Source organism: uncultured Gilliamella sp. (assembly GCA_945271295.1).
Taxonomy (GTDB): Bacteria; Pseudomonadota; Gammaproteobacteria; order Enterobacterales; family Orbaceae; genus Gilliamella.
The window spans coordinates 260,936-277,247 of record CALYPG010000002.1 but is presented as its reverse complement, the minus strand read 5'-3'; the positions used below and the strand labels follow the sequence as shown (position 1 = coordinate 277,247).

General features: G+C 32.8%; 15 protein-coding genes. 13 read left to right on the top strand and 2 right to left on the bottom strand.

Translation table 11 applies throughout. The features are described from left to right. The first annotated feature begins 53 nt into the window (after positions 1-53). The 11 genes from Q0K76_RS02700 (at position 54) to gltP (ending at position 12,310) form a co-directional block, all read left to right on the top strand. Positions 54-605 (top strand): YgjV family protein, encoded by a 552-nt coding sequence (locus Q0K76_RS02700; RefSeq protein ID WP_294610870.1) that lies wholly within the window; start codon positions 54-56, stop codon positions 603-605. Positions 606-722: 117 nt separating this feature from the next. Next, positions 723-1,295: an RNA pyrophosphohydrolase gene (gene rppH, locus Q0K76_RS02695; protein WP_294610868.1), complete on the top strand. Its 573-nt coding sequence runs from the start codon at positions 723-725 to the stop codon at positions 1,293-1,295. Then, entirely contained in the window at positions 1,292-2,179 is an 888-nt protein-coding gene (gene lgt / locus Q0K76_RS02690; protein ID WP_294610865.1) for a prolipoprotein diacylglyceryl transferase, read from the top strand. The genes rppH and lgt overlap by 4 nt, the downstream gene beginning before the upstream one ends. Positions 2,180-2,204: 25 nt before the next feature. Then, a complete protein-coding gene (gene thyA / locus Q0K76_RS02685; protein ID WP_294610862.1) occupies positions 2,205-2,999 on the top strand; it encodes a thymidylate synthase in 795 nt (264 codons plus the stop codon). 239 nt (positions 3,000-3,238) lie between these two features. Continuing rightward, entirely contained in the window at positions 3,239-4,189 is a 951-nt protein-coding gene (locus Q0K76_RS02680; RefSeq protein ID WP_294610860.1) for a Kdo(2)-lipid IV(A) acyltransferase, read from the top strand. A gap of 46 nt (positions 4,190-4,235) precedes the next feature. Next, complete coding sequence (gene rlmM, locus Q0K76_RS02675) at positions 4,236-5,318, top strand: 23S rRNA (cytidine(2498)-2'-O)-methyltransferase RlmM (protein WP_294610859.1); 1,083 nt, start codon at positions 4,236-4,238, stop codon at positions 5,316-5,318. 20 nt (positions 5,319-5,338) lie between these two features. Beyond that, positions 5,339-7,195, top strand: coding sequence for a penicillin-binding protein activator (locus Q0K76_RS02670; RefSeq protein WP_294610857.1), 1,857 nt, complete (start codon positions 5,339-5,341; stop codon positions 7,193-7,195). Next, complete coding sequence (locus tag Q0K76_RS02665) at positions 7,188-7,532, top strand: YraN family protein (protein ID WP_294610856.1); 345 nt, start codon at positions 7,188-7,190, stop codon at positions 7,530-7,532. The genes Q0K76_RS02670 and Q0K76_RS02665 overlap by 8 nt, the downstream gene beginning before the upstream one ends. Positions 7,533-7,546: 14 nt before the next feature. Continuing rightward, positions 7,547-8,125 carry an SIS domain-containing protein gene (locus Q0K76_RS02660; RefSeq protein WP_294610854.1) on the top strand — a complete coding sequence of 193 codons (579 nt, stop codon included), beginning with the start codon at positions 7,547-7,549 and terminating at the stop codon, positions 8,123-8,125. A 98-nt stretch (positions 8,126-8,223) separates the two neighbouring features. Further along, positions 8,224-10,908: a DNA topoisomerase (ATP-hydrolyzing) subunit A gene (gene gyrA, locus Q0K76_RS02655; RefSeq protein WP_294610852.1), complete on the top strand. Its 2,685-nt coding sequence runs from the start codon at positions 8,224-8,226 to the stop codon at positions 10,906-10,908. A 91-nt stretch (positions 10,909-10,999) separates the two neighbouring features. Then, a complete protein-coding gene (gene gltP, locus Q0K76_RS02650) occupies positions 11,000-12,310 on the top strand; it encodes a glutamate/aspartate:proton symporter GltP (RefSeq protein WP_363322383.1) in 1,311 nt (436 codons plus the stop codon). Between the two features lie 375 nt (positions 12,311-12,685). Here the strand turns inward: gltP and rpmG are convergent, their stop codons facing one another. Further along, entirely contained in the window at positions 12,686-12,853 is a 168-nt protein-coding gene (gene rpmG / locus Q0K76_RS02645) for a 50S ribosomal protein L33 (RefSeq protein WP_025314526.1), read from the bottom strand. A gap of 15 nt (positions 12,854-12,868) precedes the next feature. Next, positions 12,869-13,105, bottom strand: a complete 237-nt coding sequence (rpmB, locus tag Q0K76_RS02640; RefSeq protein ID WP_065557406.1) for a 50S ribosomal protein L28 — start codon at positions 13,103-13,105, stop codon at positions 12,869-12,871. Between the two features lie 419 nt (positions 13,106-13,524). On the opposite strand from rpmB, the gene aroE reads away from it, so the two are divergent. Both aroE and aroL read left to right on the top strand, forming a co-directional pair. Continuing rightward, on the top strand, positions 13,525-14,355 hold the full coding sequence (gene aroE, locus Q0K76_RS02635) for a shikimate dehydrogenase (RefSeq protein WP_294610813.1): 831 nt from the start codon (positions 13,525-13,527) through the stop codon (positions 14,353-14,355). A gap of 687 nt (positions 14,356-15,042) precedes the next feature. Next, positions 15,043-15,558 (top strand): shikimate kinase AroL, encoded by a 516-nt coding sequence (aroL, locus tag Q0K76_RS02630; RefSeq protein ID WP_294610811.1) that lies wholly within the window; start codon positions 15,043-15,045, stop codon positions 15,556-15,558. The last annotated feature ends 754 nt before the right edge of the window (positions 15,559-16,312 follow it).

The window sequence follows — 16,312 nt, the reverse complement described above, 5'->3', positions numbered from 1 at the left end:
TAATTTATTTTGTTATTTTAGCTTTATAGTTCGATTTGTTTAGGGAGTGAATAATGGATAATCTGAATTTTATATATTACTTATTTAATGATGATGTTATCCAAAAATATCTAACAGTCCCTCAAATGATTGGTATACTGGGTTATCTTGTTGGTGTTAGCGCATTTTTACAACGTAAAGATAATGTTTTTCGCTGGCAACTAACAATTGTCAACGTTATTATGACAATTCATTTCTATTTATTAGGTCCTCAATCTTATCCCGCTGCAATTCTCAATATTGTTAATATATTTCGTAACCTTGCCTCAGCTTATACAAAAAACATTATAGTAATGTTATTTTTTATAGCATTAATGTGGATATTTTATTTTCTTACCACTCCTGATTGGACGCAGTTTATTCATTATTTTTCTGTAATAGGCACTACATTGGTAACATTTGCTCTTTTTCGGCTTGAGCAGCGACAAATGCGATTACTTATATTATGCAGTAGTGCTTTATGGATTATTTATAGTTTATGGATAGGATCTTTAGGAAGCTTAGCTATAGAAGTAACATTTGCAATAATCAATATTATTACTATCGTCAAATTATCGAAAAATTAATAAAAAAGTAATCTTTTTATAGATATATTTATTCATTTAATATCATTTTACTATTTATTTATTGTTGTATGTATGAAACAATTTAGCAATATAAGAATTATCTTTTTGAGGTAGTCAGTGATTGATAATGATGGCTACCGTCCAAATGTAGGAATAGTTATTTGTAACAGGTACGGTCAAGTACTATGGGCTCGTCGATATGGGCAAAATTCTTGGCAATTTCCACAGGGCGGAATAAAACAAGACGAAACACCTGAACAAGCAATGTTTCGTGAATTAAATGAAGAAGTAGGGTTATTTCCAAAAGATGTTAAAATTTTATCCATTACTAATGGTTGGCTGCGATATAAATTACCTAAAAGAATGATTCGTTGGGAAAATCGACCTGTTTGTATTGGTCAAAAACAGAAATGGTTTTTATTAGAATTAATTTCTGATACATCGGTAATTAATCTTAATGTTTCTCCAACTCCCGAATTTGATGATTGGAAGTGGGTAAATTATTGGTATCCTATTAGGCAAGTTATTGCTTTTAAACGTGACGTATATCGAAAAGCAATGAAAGAGTTTTCTGCATCAGTATTTACTATACAATCTGAGTTAGAGTTACCCATTACAAATATTCCAAAGAAGAAACGATTTAATTTCTTTACTCATAAACGAAAAAATAAACAGCGTGTTAAAAAATGAATCAATATTTACAATTTCCTAATTTAGATCCAATTGCTTTTTCATTGGGACCCATTTCGCTCCATTGGTATGGTGCTATGTACTTATTTGGTGTTCTCGGAGCTTTACTATTAGCTAATAAAAGGATTAAACAGCCTAATAGTGGATGGACTAAATCTCAGGTTGAGAATTTACTTTTTTGGGGATTTTTAGGCTTATTTATTGGTGCACGAATAGGGTATGTCTTTTTTTATAATTTAGAAGCTTTTATTGCTGAACCATCAATACTGTTTCGTGTATGGGAAGGTGGGATGTCTTTCCATGGTGGATTAATTGGTGCTTTAGTTGTTATTGCTCTTTTTGGCATTAAAACTAATAAATATTTTTTTCAAGTTGCGGATTTTGTCGCTCCACTTGTACCTATTGGTCTTATGTTTGGCCGTTTAGGTAATTTTATTAATGGGGAACTATGGGGACGAGTAACTCATTCACCTATTGGAATGTTATTCCCTACTTCAAAACATGCTGATTTTATGTTTGCACAATCCCATCCTGAATGGGTTACGCTTTATTCACAACTAAATGGTGTTTTACCTCGGCATCCTTCACAACTTTATGAGATGATGTTTGAAGGTATTATTTTGTTTATTATTTTGAATATTTATATCCGTAAACCTAGACCAATGGGGGCAGTTTCAGGATTATTTTTACTTTGTTATGGTTTATTTAGATTTATAATTGAATTTTTTAGACAACCGGATGAACAGTTAGGATTATTTTTTAATATTATTAGTATGGGGCAGATTTTATGTTTGCCAATGATTATTTTGGGAACAATATTTATTTATTATGCTTACAAGTATCCAACTGGTTTAAGAATCCGAATTGGCACAGCCCTTTTATAAAATAAAACGTATTATGGGATAAAAAATGAAACAATATTTAGCTTTAATGCAAAAAATTATAGAAGAAGGTGTACCTAAATCAGATCGTACAGGAACTGGAACATTATCTATTTTTGGTCATCAGATGCGTTTTAATTTACAAGAAGGTTTCCCTCTTGTTACAACAAAAAAATGTCATTTGCGATCAATAATTTATGAACTTCTTTGGTTTTTAAAAGGTGATACCAATGTTCAGTATTTACAAGATAACAAGGTTACTATTTGGAATGAATGGGCTGATGAAAATGGTGATTTAGGTCCGATTTATGGTAAACAATGGCGAGCATGGGGAACGGCTGATGGTCGTCAAGTAGACCAAATTTCACAATTGATATCACAAATTAAACATGATCCCAATTCTAGACGAATGATTGTTTCTGCTTGGAATGTTGGCGAACTTGATCAAATGGCATTAGCACCATGTCATGCATTTTTTCAATTTTGTGTTACCGAAGGTAAACTGTCTTGCCAGCTTTATCAACGTTCTTGTGATGTATTTTTAGGATTACCTTTTAATATAGCAAGTTATTCTCTATTGGTGCATATGATTGCTCAACAATGTGGTTTAGAAGTGGGTGATTTTGTCTGGACTGGTGGGGATACACATCTTTATTCTAATCATATGCAACAAACCCATTTACAATTAAGTCGAGAACCAAAAGCATTACCAAAACTTGTAATCAAACGCAAGCCACCAACAATTTTTGATTATGAATTTGAAGATTTTGAAATTGTTGATTACGATCCATATCCACCGATTAAAGCACCAGTGGCGGTTTAAAGTTAATAAGAATATTTCAGATTAACTATGTTTTTATTTATAAAACATATGATTACATTAGGTTAAATTATGAGAATTGGTTACAGCTATTCTATTTACATCAAGTCTATATATTTTGTTGCATTATATGTAAAATGTATAAATATAGCTTAGTTAGTCTATTTTTCATTTTTTCTGCCCCTAAAATCAAGATTAATATATAATAAACAAATTTATAGGAAAAATAACTTCATCTTAATATGAGCCAAAATCAGGAAATTCGCCCAGCATTTACCATAAATTTATTACATCCTCGTTATTGGTTAACTTGGTTAGGTATTGGTGTTTTATATCTAATAGTTTTATTACCGTATCCAATCATTTATTCATTAGGCAAATGTTTAGGTTTGCTTTCTATGAAACTCATTAGTAAGCGTAAAGAAACGGCAAGACAAAATCTTCAACTCTGTTTTCCTGAGAAATCAAAACAAGAACGGGAGTTGATGCTACGTGAAAATTTTATTTCAACAGGCCTTGCTATTTTTGAAACAGGTATTGCATGGTTTTGGTCGGATAAACGACTGTCAAAACATACTTCAATTATCGATGATTCCCATATAACTCAAATACAACAGTCAGGTCAAGGAGTATTACTCATTGGTATTCATTTCTTAACCTTAGAAATCGGTGCACGAATTTTAGGAATGAGTCATCCAGGGGTAGGAGTTTATCGGCCAAATGATAACCCTGTTATGGATTACGTTCAGCTAAAAGGTCGGCTAAAATCAAATAAATATATGCTTGATCGCCATAATACCAAGGGAATGATACGTGCTTTAAAAAATGGTGAACTGTTATGGTATGCGCCAGATCATGATTATGGGCCTAAAAATAGTGTATTTGCGCCATTTTTTGCAGTTGAAAAAGCCGCAACCACAATTGGTACACGTATTTTAGTTAAACTTGGCCAACCAGCTATTATTCCTTTTACTCCAAAACGGGAAAAAAATGGTCATTATACTGTTTACGTTTCATCAGAACTGCAAGGTTATCCTAAGGATGATGATGTACAGGCTGCAACATTTATGAATAAAGCGATTGAAAACGAGATATTAAAAGCGCCCGAGCAATATATGTGGTTGCATCGGCGTTTTAAAACTCGCCCAAAAGGTGATTTACCTTTGTATACTAATAGTGTGCAATCAGATTAATATCATTTTTACTTATAGGATAGTTTAACAAGTTAAATACACAAATATGCAAAAACTTAACAAAATTATTTTGTACTGTCGTTCAGGATTTGAAAAAGAATGTGCAGCAGAAATCACAGATAAAGCTTCGCAACAAGAAATATATGGTTTTGCTAAAGTTAATGAAAAATGTGGTTATGTGATTTTCCAATGTTACCAAGATAATGATGCTCAAACATTAGTGAAAAACCTTTCTTTCCGTAAATTGGTCTTCGCTCGACAAATGTTTGTGGCAGGGAATTTACTAACTGATCTACCGACTAATGATCGTATAACGCCAATTATTGATGTTTTATCTGATTGTATTGATAAAGCCGGTGATTTGCGGGTTGAAGTTGCAGACACTAATGAAGGTAAAGAACTTGCCAGTTTTTGCCGTAAATTTACCGTTCCTTTAAGACAGGCATTACGTAATAAACGTATTTTATTAAAAATAGCTAATCCATCCCGTCCAGTTATTCACCTATTTTTTATCAATAATAATTGTTGCTATGTTGGTTATTCTTTTAGCCAAAATAACTCACCTTTTTATATGGGAATACCAAGATTAAAATTCCCTGCCGATGCACCAAGCCGTTCTACTCTAAAATTAGAAGAGGCTTTTCATATATTTATTCCTTATGAAGAGTGGGATGAAAGGTTAAAAGGTGGATTAAATGCTGTGGATTTAGGTGCTTGCCCAGGGGGCTGGACTTATCAATTAGTTAAACGTAATATGATGGTTTATGCTATTGATAATGGTGCCATGAATGAAAAATTAATGTCAACCGGTCAAGTTAAACATTATCGAGAAGATGGCTTTAAATTTACACCTAAAAAGCATAATATTTACTGGTTGGTATGCGACATGGTGGAAAAACCGACAAAGATAACGGGATTAATTGCAAAATGGCTTACTAATGGGTGGTGTAGAGAGACTATTTTTAATCTCAAGTTACCGATGAAGAAACGTTATGAAGAAGTAAAACAAAATTTGCAATTATTGATTGATGAATTACATAATAAACAAATCAATGTACAAATTCAGGCTAAACAACTTTATCATGATCGAGAAGAAGTGACTATTCATGTACAGCGAATTTGGGGATAACAATTTACAAGAGAATGGGTATGAATTTAAAACGCTTTTTTTATAATATATTAATGTTTGGATTACTAACATTATTGGTGGGATGCCCGAGTATATCAAATAATGTTTTTGACGATACTAAAAGCTCTGATTATTATCTTTCTAAGGCAGAAGCTAGTTCAGGTTCGATTAAAACTGATTGGCAATTATTAGCTGTTAGAGCATTCATAAATGAAAATAAATTTACTCAGGCAAGTAACTTATTGTCTAAATTACCTACATCACTTAATGAAAAACAACAAATAGACATATTGTTATCACAAGCTGAAATTGCAATAAAGACTGGCAAGCCATTCAGTCTCGATAAATTGCCAATCCAAAGTATGATTAATTCACAATTATATCGTTATTATACTATTAAATTAGCATTAGATGGTAAAAATAAAGATATCAATGCCCAACTTCATGATTATGTTGAAATAGAAAAATTTGTTCCTGAAAGAAAAAAAAGGCAAATAATTAACGATACCTGGAACTTTTTAAGTAAATTAAGTATTGATGAACTAGAAACAATTATAATTTATGGCAATGAAACAGTTTTACAGGGTTGGTTAGATTTAATTTATGCATATAATAATAATACGCAGCCATCACTTATTCAAGATGATGAAACTAATTCAGAGAATATCAATCAATATGAGCCCAAAAATAATAATTCATTAAAACAAGCTATTAACACTTGGTTGATGCAATATTCCAATCATCCGGCAAAAGCTATTAGCTCTATATTAGCTGGTCAAAAAACACTTTCTATTGATGATGCGAATGCTAAAAATATAGCGCTACTATTACCTTTAAATGGTTCTTCTCGTGTATTTGGTGAAACTATTCAACAAGGATATCAAGATGCGATAAAGTTTTTCCCACAGGAACCGCAACAAAATGTGAAAGTATTTGACACTACTACTACATCATTACAAACTATTATTGAACAGGTACAAGAAGGTAATTATGATTTAATTGTAGGTCCATTATTAAAAGATGAAGTAATTAAAATAAAACAGTTAGGTCCTGCTATATCTGTCTTAGCATTAAATAAAATTGATAATAACAGTGTTTCTTCAAATAAAATGTGTTTTTTCGCGTTATCACCCGAAGATGAAGCGAAAGATGCAGCTGCCCATATTTTTGCGCAAAGTAAATTAAAACCTTTATTATTGTTACCTCAAAATGAATTAGGGGAGCGTGTTGCACAGAGTTTTGCTAAAGAATGGTTGCAATTATCATCAAACAAATCTCAAGCTTATGTGCAATATTTTGGTAGTACTAAAACACTCAGCGCTAATATGAATCGCAATGTAGGCATCCGCCTTACCGGTGATCCGATTTTGATTGATGGTATGACATCTTATTCACTGCCGTCTAATCGATCAGGAGGTGATTTTGATGCAGTTTATATTTATGCTTCTTACGATGAATTAACTCTTATTAAACCAATGCTTGACATGGGAGCGCGGAAATCTATTGGTAATACACCATCATCGATAAAGCTTTACTCAAGTTCTAAAAGTCATGTGGCTAACGCATCTAATGATTTCTATTATGATATGAATCAGACTGAATATGCTGATATTCCTATGATTATTAATGAACAAAACAATACATTCACTCTTCCTAGTAACATTCGAAAAGATTATTCATTAATGCGTTTATATGCTATGGGGATCGATGCATGGCGATTGGCTAATCGGTATAATCAATTAGATTCACATCAAGTTGATTTTTTAGAAGGAATGACGGGTAAATTATCAACCTTAGATCAATGTGACATTATTCGGTCATTATCTTGGCAACAATATACGTATGGTGAAGATAAATCTAAACCGAAAAGTGAATAATAACCAAATTGGTAAGCATTATGAAAATATTGCTTGCCAGTATTTGATTAAGCAAGGACTTACTTTACTGGCAAAAAATTGTCAATATCGTTTGGGTGAACTTGACTTAGTCATGCGTGATAATGCATGTTATGTGTTTGTTGAAGTGCGTTACCGAAAGAATGCTGATTTTGGATATGCAGCAACGACGATTACGCAAAGTAAACAGAATAAAATTAAGCAAGCAGCACAATGTTGGATGCTAACACAAAACTTAAATATTGAAAAAACAGAATTTAGATTTGATGTTTTTGCTATTACTGGTAAAACTCAACAATGGATTATTAATGCGTTTTAATTTTAGGTGAAAACGTGCAAAATTTAATTAAAAATTATTTTACAGAAAGTATTCAAACCCAAATTGTAATGGCTGAATCGTTAGGATTATCAATTGAAAAAGCTGCCAAAATTATTGTTGAAGGTTTGCTTAACGGCAATAAAATTATGAGTTGTGGCAATGGGGCATCAGCTGCTAATGTTCAAAGCTTTACATCACGATTAATCACTAGTATTACTATTGAAAGGCCGAGTATCCCTGCCATCGCTTTAGTTGCTGATAATGTTTTATTAAGTGCTATAGCCAATCATGAGGAAGTTTATGCACGTCAAATTCAAGCATTAGGTCAACAAGGTGATATTTTAATTGTATCTTCCTGTCAGGGTAATAGTCGATCGATTATTCGAGCCGTTCAAGAAGCAGTGATTAAAGATATGAAAATTGTTGTATTAACCGCTTTTGATGGTGGAGAAGTTATTGGCCTATTAGGGCAGAATGATATTGAAATTAGAGTCCCTTCTTACAAGAAAGTGATGGCCTATGAAATGCATGCCATGATTTTAAATTGTTTATGTCAATTAATTGAAATTACATTATTTAATCACACCGAATAAATTGAAATAAAAACAGTTTAGTTCTGCCTTAATAATGAATGTTATGCTATAATTATAAGCTATCTTAACGACCTAAATTTATAAGAGATCCTGGTGTTATGACCGAACTAGCCAAAGAAATAACCCCCGTTAATATTGAAGATGAGCTCAAATCCTCTTATCTTGATTATGCCATGTCTGTAATTGTTGGACGTGCTCTACCTGATGTGCGTGATGGTTTAAAGCCTGTTCATCGACGTGTTTTATTTGCTATGCATGAAGCTGGTTATGATTGGAATAAACCTTATCGAAAATCAGCTCGTGTAGTTGGAGATGTAATAGGTAAATACCATCCGCATGGGGATTCAGCCGTTTATGATACTATTGTACGTATGGCTCAGCCATTCTCCTTACGTTATATGCTTGTTGATGGGCAAGGTAATTTTGGTTCAGTTGACGGTGATTCTGCAGCGGCTATGCGTTATACGGAAATTCGCATGCAAAAATTTGCTGGTGCATTACTGACTGATTTAGATAAAGAAACGGTTGATTTCTCGCCAAATTATGATGGATCAGAAATGATTCCTGATGTGTTACCAACACGTATTCCAAACTTGTTAATCAATGGATCTTCTGGAATTGCTGTTGGTATGGCAACTAATATTCCACCACATAATCTGTCTGAAGTAATTAATGGTTGTCTAGCATTTATTGAAGACGAAAATATTTCAGTTGATGGTTTAATGGAGTATATCCATGGTCCAGATTTCCCAACAGCTGCACTAATTAATGGTCGTAAAGGGATTGAAAATGCTTATCGTACTGGTCGCGGTATTATTTATATTCGTTCTAAAGCGACAGTTGAAGTTGACGATCATAGTGGACGCGAAACCATTATTGTTAATGAGATCCCATATCAAGTTAATAAGAAAAAACTAATCGAGAAAATTGCCGAATTAGTTAAAGATAAAAAAGTTGAAGGTATTTCTGCTTTACGTGACGAATCTGACAAAGATGGTATGCGAATTGTCATTGAAATCAAACGAGATGCAGTTGGCGAAGTGGTATTAAATAATCTTTTCTCACTCACGCAGTTACAAGTTTCTTTTGGTATTAACATGGTGGCTTTGCACCAAGGTCAACCTAAACTGTTAAACCTTCGTGATATGATTGAAGCTTTTGTGCTTCATCGACGTGAAGTTGTAACACGTCGAACTATTTATGAGTTACGTAAAGCACGTGAGCGAGCGCATGTATTAGAAGGTTTAGCTATAGCTCTTGCTAATATTGATCCTGTTATTGAATTAATTCGGGCAGCATCAACACCAGCAGAAGCAAAAAATAAATTGCTAGCTCAAGCATGGCAACTGGGTAATGTTGCTGCTATGCTTGAAAAAGCAGGAAATGATGCAGCACGTCCAGAAGATTTAGCTCCCGAATTTGGGATTCGTGATGGGCATTATTACCTATCTGATGCTCAAGCTCAGGCTATTTTAGATCTGCGCTTACATCGTTTAACTGGTCTTGAACACGATAAAATTCTTGATGAATATAAAGAATTATTAGTACAAATTGGCGAACTATTACACATTTTAGCAAATCCGGAAAGATTGATGGCGGTAATTCGTGAAGAGCTTGAAGCGGTTCGCGATCAATTCCAGGATGCAAGAAGAACTGAAATAACCGCAAGTAGTGCTGATATTAATATCGAAGACCTGATTGCTCAAGAAGATGTGGTAGTGACTCTTTCACATCAAGGTTATGTGAAGTATCAACCACTGTCAGATTATGAAGCACAGCGTCGAGGTGGTAAAGGTAAATCAGCAACTAAAATTAAAGAAGAAGATTTTGTTGAGAAATTACTAATAGCTAATACGCATGATACAATCCTTTGTTTTTCAAGTCGTGGACGATTATATTGGATGAAGGTATACCAATTACCAGAAGCGAGCAGGGGTTCTCGTGGTCGTCCAATTATCAATTTATTACCGTTAGAAGCTGATGAACGTATAACGGCTATTTTGCCTGTTAAAGAATTTGATGACGAACATTGCGTATTTATGGCTACCGCACAAGGTACAGTTAAGAAGACATCTCTGATTGAATTTAGTCGTCCACGAACTGGTGGTATTATTGCTATCAACTTACGTGATGATGATGAATTAATTGGTGTTGACTTAACCAGTAATGATCCAACGGCAATAACAGATGAAGAAGAATTCAATGATGATGCAATTGTTGAAGAAAACGAAAATGATGAGGAAGTTGCTCAAATATCTAATACTGAAGACATCATGTTATTTTCTGCAAATGGTAAAGTTGTGCGTTTTCCAACCAATAAAGTTCGTTGTATGGGCAGAACGGCAGCGGGTGTCCGTGGTATTAAACTTGATAGTGATGATAAAGTTGTTTCACTTATTGTACCACGGGGTAATGGTGCGATTTTAACTGCAACACAAAATGGTTTTGGTAAACGTACTGAACAGGAGTTATATCCAACTAAATCACGTGCAACTAAAGGTGTCATTTCAATCAAAGTTAGTGATCGAAATGGCGCAGTAGTTGGTGCGGTACAAGTAGATGAAACCGATCAAATTATGTTAATTACTGATGCAGGAACACTCGTTCGTACTCGGGTAGCGGAAGTAAGTATAGTTGGGCGTAATACTCAAGGGGTTATGCTTATTCGCACCGCAGAAAATGAAAAAGTTGTTGGATTGCAGAGAATTGCCGAAACTGAAGATGAAGAAGAGTTATCACTGAGTGATCAACAGAATGATTCAACTCAGGAGTCGGAAGAGTAGTTTTTAATTATCTAAAAGGATTAGCTAACATAACTAGTCCTTTTTTATTTTAGATAACTATAATAAGGAATAATAATTAATGGCATTTTCAATAAAAAAAATCTTAACTAACCTAGCATGGCAAATTTTAATTGCTTTAATTCTAGGTGTTATTGTCGGATCTTATTTTTATCAATTATCCGATCTTAATCACCCGTTACATGAATATTATCAATTTACAATAGTAAACATATTTCAGCCAGCAGGTGATATTTTTATTCGTTTAATAAAAATGATCGTGTTACCTATTATTCTCAGTACCCTAACCTTAGGTATTGCTGGGATTGGTGGTTCTAAACGGCTAGGAACGTTAGGTTTTAAAACGATTCTCTATTTTGAAATTATTACTACTATAGCTATTTTATTAGGTCTTTTCTGGGGAAATATTTTTGCACCAGGAGCTGGTATTGATTCTTCAACTCTTGCAACTGCAGATATCAGTAAATACACCAAGGCTACTGAAGAACTAAGTGGTAAACCGCATGGTTTGATCGTGATGATTTTAGATATGATCCCAGCCAATATTTTTAAAGCAATGGCTGATGGTGCCATTTTACCAGTGATCTTTTTCTGTGTGTTTTTTGGTTTAGGTTTAATGTCTTTGCCAACTAAACAACGTGAACCATTTGTATTTTTCTTGAAAGTTGTTTCTGACACAATGTTTAAAGTAACTAATATGATTATGCGCTATGCACCAATAGGTGTATTTGCACTGATTACTGTTACTGTTGCTAAATATGGATTTGAATCTTTAATACCACTATTTAAACTAATTTTGACTGTTTATTCAGCTATGATTATTTTTACCATATTGGTATTTGGGGTAGTTTGTAAAATGTGTAAATTTAATATTTTCACTTTATTACGAATTTTGAAAGAAGAACTCATTATTGCATTCTCGACAGCGAGTTCAGAAACAGCATTACCTAAAATTATTGAAAAAATGGAAGCTTATGGGGCACCTAAAGCTATAACTAGTTTTGTTATTCCAACTGGTTATTCATTTAATCTTGATGGTTCTACACTCTATCAAAGTATTACGGTTATATTCTTAGCACAACTTTTCCATATGGATTTAACTATTACCGATCAAGTTATTATTGTTATTACCTTGATGATTGCATCTAAAGGGATTGCTGGAGTGCCAGGTGCTTCTATTTTGGTTTTATCAGCAACACTTGGTAGCGTGGGAATTCCACTTGAAGGGATAGGTTATATCATGGGTGTTGAACGTATTTTGGATATGGGGAGAACGGTGGTTAATGTTGTTGGTAATGCTTTAGCAGCTATTGTAATCGCTCGTTGGGAACATTTATTCGACGATAAAAAAGCCAGAGCTTATGAACAACAATATCTAAAATAGAAAATACCTTTAAAAAGTTAGTTCTATTATTATTAACTTTGTTAAAACTACCTGTTTATCAGGTAGTTTTTTTATATTCAGTAACAATGAGTTATTTGAATATTAAAATAGTTATCATATCCAGTATGAATTTTTCACCTATCTTATATTCCCACAAATCGTATTAATAGTTTCAACACGGTTTGTTATCTTGTTAACTTTGAATGGTACTAATTTAATTTTATAGTAAATAAATAGTTGAAAAGTTATTGGTATAGCAGATGTTTAACGATGTGGATAATATCATTATTTAAATGATAATGGGTGTTGGTTAAATTTAGTTACAAAAAAAACCGACAAACGTCGGTTTTTTTGTTTATATCTTATATAGAATAATTATTTAATTTTAGCTTCTTTATAAATTACATGCTGACGAACAACAGGATCATATTTTTTGATCTCCATTTTTTCTGGCATGGTTCTTTTATTTTTGCTAGTGGTATAAAAATGACCTGTACCAGCAGAAGAAACTAATCTAATTTTTTCGCGTACACCTTTAGCCATGATATGGTTTCCTTATTAGTACTTTTCACCACGGGCACGAAGTTCAGCTAAAACTGCATCAATACCCTTTTTATCGATAGTACGCATACCTTTAGCAGATATACGCAATTTTACAAAACGTTTTTCACTCTCAACCCAAAAACGGTGAGTTTGAAGGTTTGGTAGAAAACGACGTTTAGTAGCATTCATCGCATGAGAACGATTATTTCCTACTAAAGGACTTTTTCCTGTTACTTGGCATACTCGTGACATGTCAATAATTCTCCGAAATTTCTATGCTTAAGCCTTGGGCGTAATATGTTAATGGAATTAACCTCGTCAGGCTTTTAGTTTGCTGCAGTTCTATTTGAGAAGCAGTCTAACCTCTCACACTACACCCATAATAATGAGGTAGCGAAGTATACGCTTTTATGCAAATATTCTCAAGTATTATCTTATATCAAGATGAAAAATAAGTCTTTATCACAATAGTGTTAAATAATCGGCAAACATTGTTTTTACTAAAATATTCTTTAATTCTAAGTTGGTCAAATTTAAATAAAAAGTGATAATGTTGCAAATTTAAAATAAATACATAATTATGTTCGAAAATATTTAATTTTATATTAAATATGTTTTAATACTATAAATTATATTTTTCTATTTGATTTTATCACTTTCAAGGAGATAGTATGAATCAGTTTTCTCCATATAGTATATACGGCATTATAGGTTATCCCTTGGGGCACAGTATGAGTCCACTTATACATACCACATCATTTCAAGATCACGGTATACCGGCTATACTGGTTGCTTTCCCAACCCCACCAGAGGAAATAGCAACGCTTTTTAAGTCAGTTCGATTATTAAATATTCGTGGTTTATGTGTCACCATTCCACATAAACAAACCATTATTCCTTACTTGGATTATTTTACTGATCATGTAAAAAAAGCTGGTGCAGCTAATTTAGTTTATTGGGATGGTGATAAGCTTTGTGGTGATAATACTGATATTATTGGTTTTATGGAGCCATTAAAACAAAAAAAAATACCTGCTCAATATCAAAAAGTTTTGTTACTTGGCGCAGGAGGAGCTGCTCGTGCTGCTGTTGTTGGTTTACATGATCTTGGTTATACAGATATAACAGTCACCGATATTAATTCAGATTTACCTAAAGCATTAGCAAAAGAATTTAATCTCAACATTGTGGCTTGGGAAGAACGTAAGCAAGTTGAAGCGCAAATTATTATTAATTCAACACCCCTAGGAATGAAAGGTAAATTTGAAGACCAAACTGCTTATGAGCAAGCATGGTTTAAAGGTAAAGGAGTGGCATATGACATTGTTTATACTCCTTATCATACACGTTTTAGGCAAGAAGCAGAACAAGCCGGATGGCAATCTATTTCTGGACGCGATATGTTTATAGCACAGGCTAATGCTCAGTTTAAAATTTGGACGGGGAAGGAACTCTCAGATAATGCTAAACAAGCAGTTATTGATGCTTTAGCTAAACAATAGTAACTAAGATCCTGCATCTAATCTATCATTTTAGATGCATTTTTAATATATGTTTAGGATAATCTATTTGTTAGGTTGTTAATGATATTTTGAAATATCACTTTAAAACAATGCATTAAAAAATAGTTATGGTAACACTAGCATTGTAAGCTATCACCCTTTTCTTATGTTAACCGTGTCAAAAGTAAGTGAATATTAGGTAAAACAGAAATTAAACATGGCATGCATGACAACATAGTGTTTTACCTGTACCAAAATACGTTGGCAGTGGGATGCAGGACTTAAAAATTTTGTAATAAAAAAATAAATATCATTATTAATAGTATTAATGATCAAGTAAAAAGTAATACAATTTGTTATATTATGTCATTTGCTGAATTTCAAATAAATCCCAATTTTTACGCTATTCAACGGCGATTGCATCAATCAGTTGCCACTTAATTTCATTTTTGTGGTTTAGAAAAATTTTGTTGATTGTTTAGTCATTTTTAGAATCTAAATAGTTATATATTTAATCAATATCGTAAAAAATTATTTACAAATATAAATTAGAATATTTAGTTATACTTTATAAAAATTAATAATATTGCTTTTAAGGAACAATATCTAAAAAAAAGTTGCAAAAATAAGAGTGAATAACTAGCATAGTCGGTCTGCCCTAAAATCTGTAAATACAAAGGATCCAATATGAATAAAACAATTTTTTTAGTCGGTGCACGAGCTGCGGGCAAAACAACCTTAGGGAAGATGCTCGCTAATAAATTATCATATTCTTTCATTGATACAGATTGTCATTTGCTTGAAATAACCCAAAAAACTGTTGCTGAAATTGTTGAAAAAGAAGGGTGGGAAGGCTTTAGAGCAAGGGAAAGTCAAGTGCTGGTTGACACAACCAAACCAAATCGGGTTATTGCTACAGGAGGAGGAATAGTATTGGCAGAACAAAACCGTAATTTTATGAAAAAAAATGGTATGGTTTTCTTTTTGTCTGCTCCAGCATCAACATTAGCTGAACGTTTAATGAAAGATCCTAATGTCGCTCAGAGGCCGTCGTTAACCGGTTTGTCAATAGTTGATGAAATGGAAAAGGTTCTAACTGAACGCCTACCTTTATATCATGATGCTGCACATCATATTATCAACGTTAATCAAGATGAAAACCTGATTGTTAATCAAATGGTTGAATTATTACAAAGTAATTAATCTTGTATAGTTAACTTATTCTATTATAAATACTACTATTCGGCTGAGGGTTTTTATTAACTAAATAAAGAATACATTGCATATTTGATTTAAGATGATTTTTTATAAAAAATTAATATGAAATATATGAACAATAACAATTTTTTCGATAAACTTGTATATATTTCTGGTTGGTTAATGTTGATACTCAAAAAGTTACCTTTTACAAAATTGCCGGATCGATTTATGCTAATTATGCAATGTAAAGCAAAGCATTGATTGTGCTTACGCAATTCTCCAGTGATACATCAAAACAACTTAATAAGCAATTAATTATAAAGAGCGTGATCATAGTGGATAAACTCTTATTCAAACTCAACTTCAAATACTAAGTCAAATTCTTAACTAAAAAGTGTGGATATATCAAGGGTGAATATTAATAAACGCCCCAAGTATAGTAGATAAAACAGGTCGAACAGCTGGTTTTGAAGTTGATACGATTATAGGCAGTAATCGAAAACAGACATTAGTTTCTGTAGTTGAACGCAAACCAGTACTGGCATTAATTAATAAAGAGTTCAGCAAAAACAGCAGAAGAGATAAAGGATACGATAATTGAATTATTAACCCCCGATAAAACATTGGGTTAAGACGATAATTTCAGATAATGGTTTAGAATTTGCGGAGCATAAAGCGAAAGTAAGCGCCTTAGATTGCCAATACTATTTGGTCCATCCATATAGTTTATGGCAACGATGACATAATGAAAATTTTA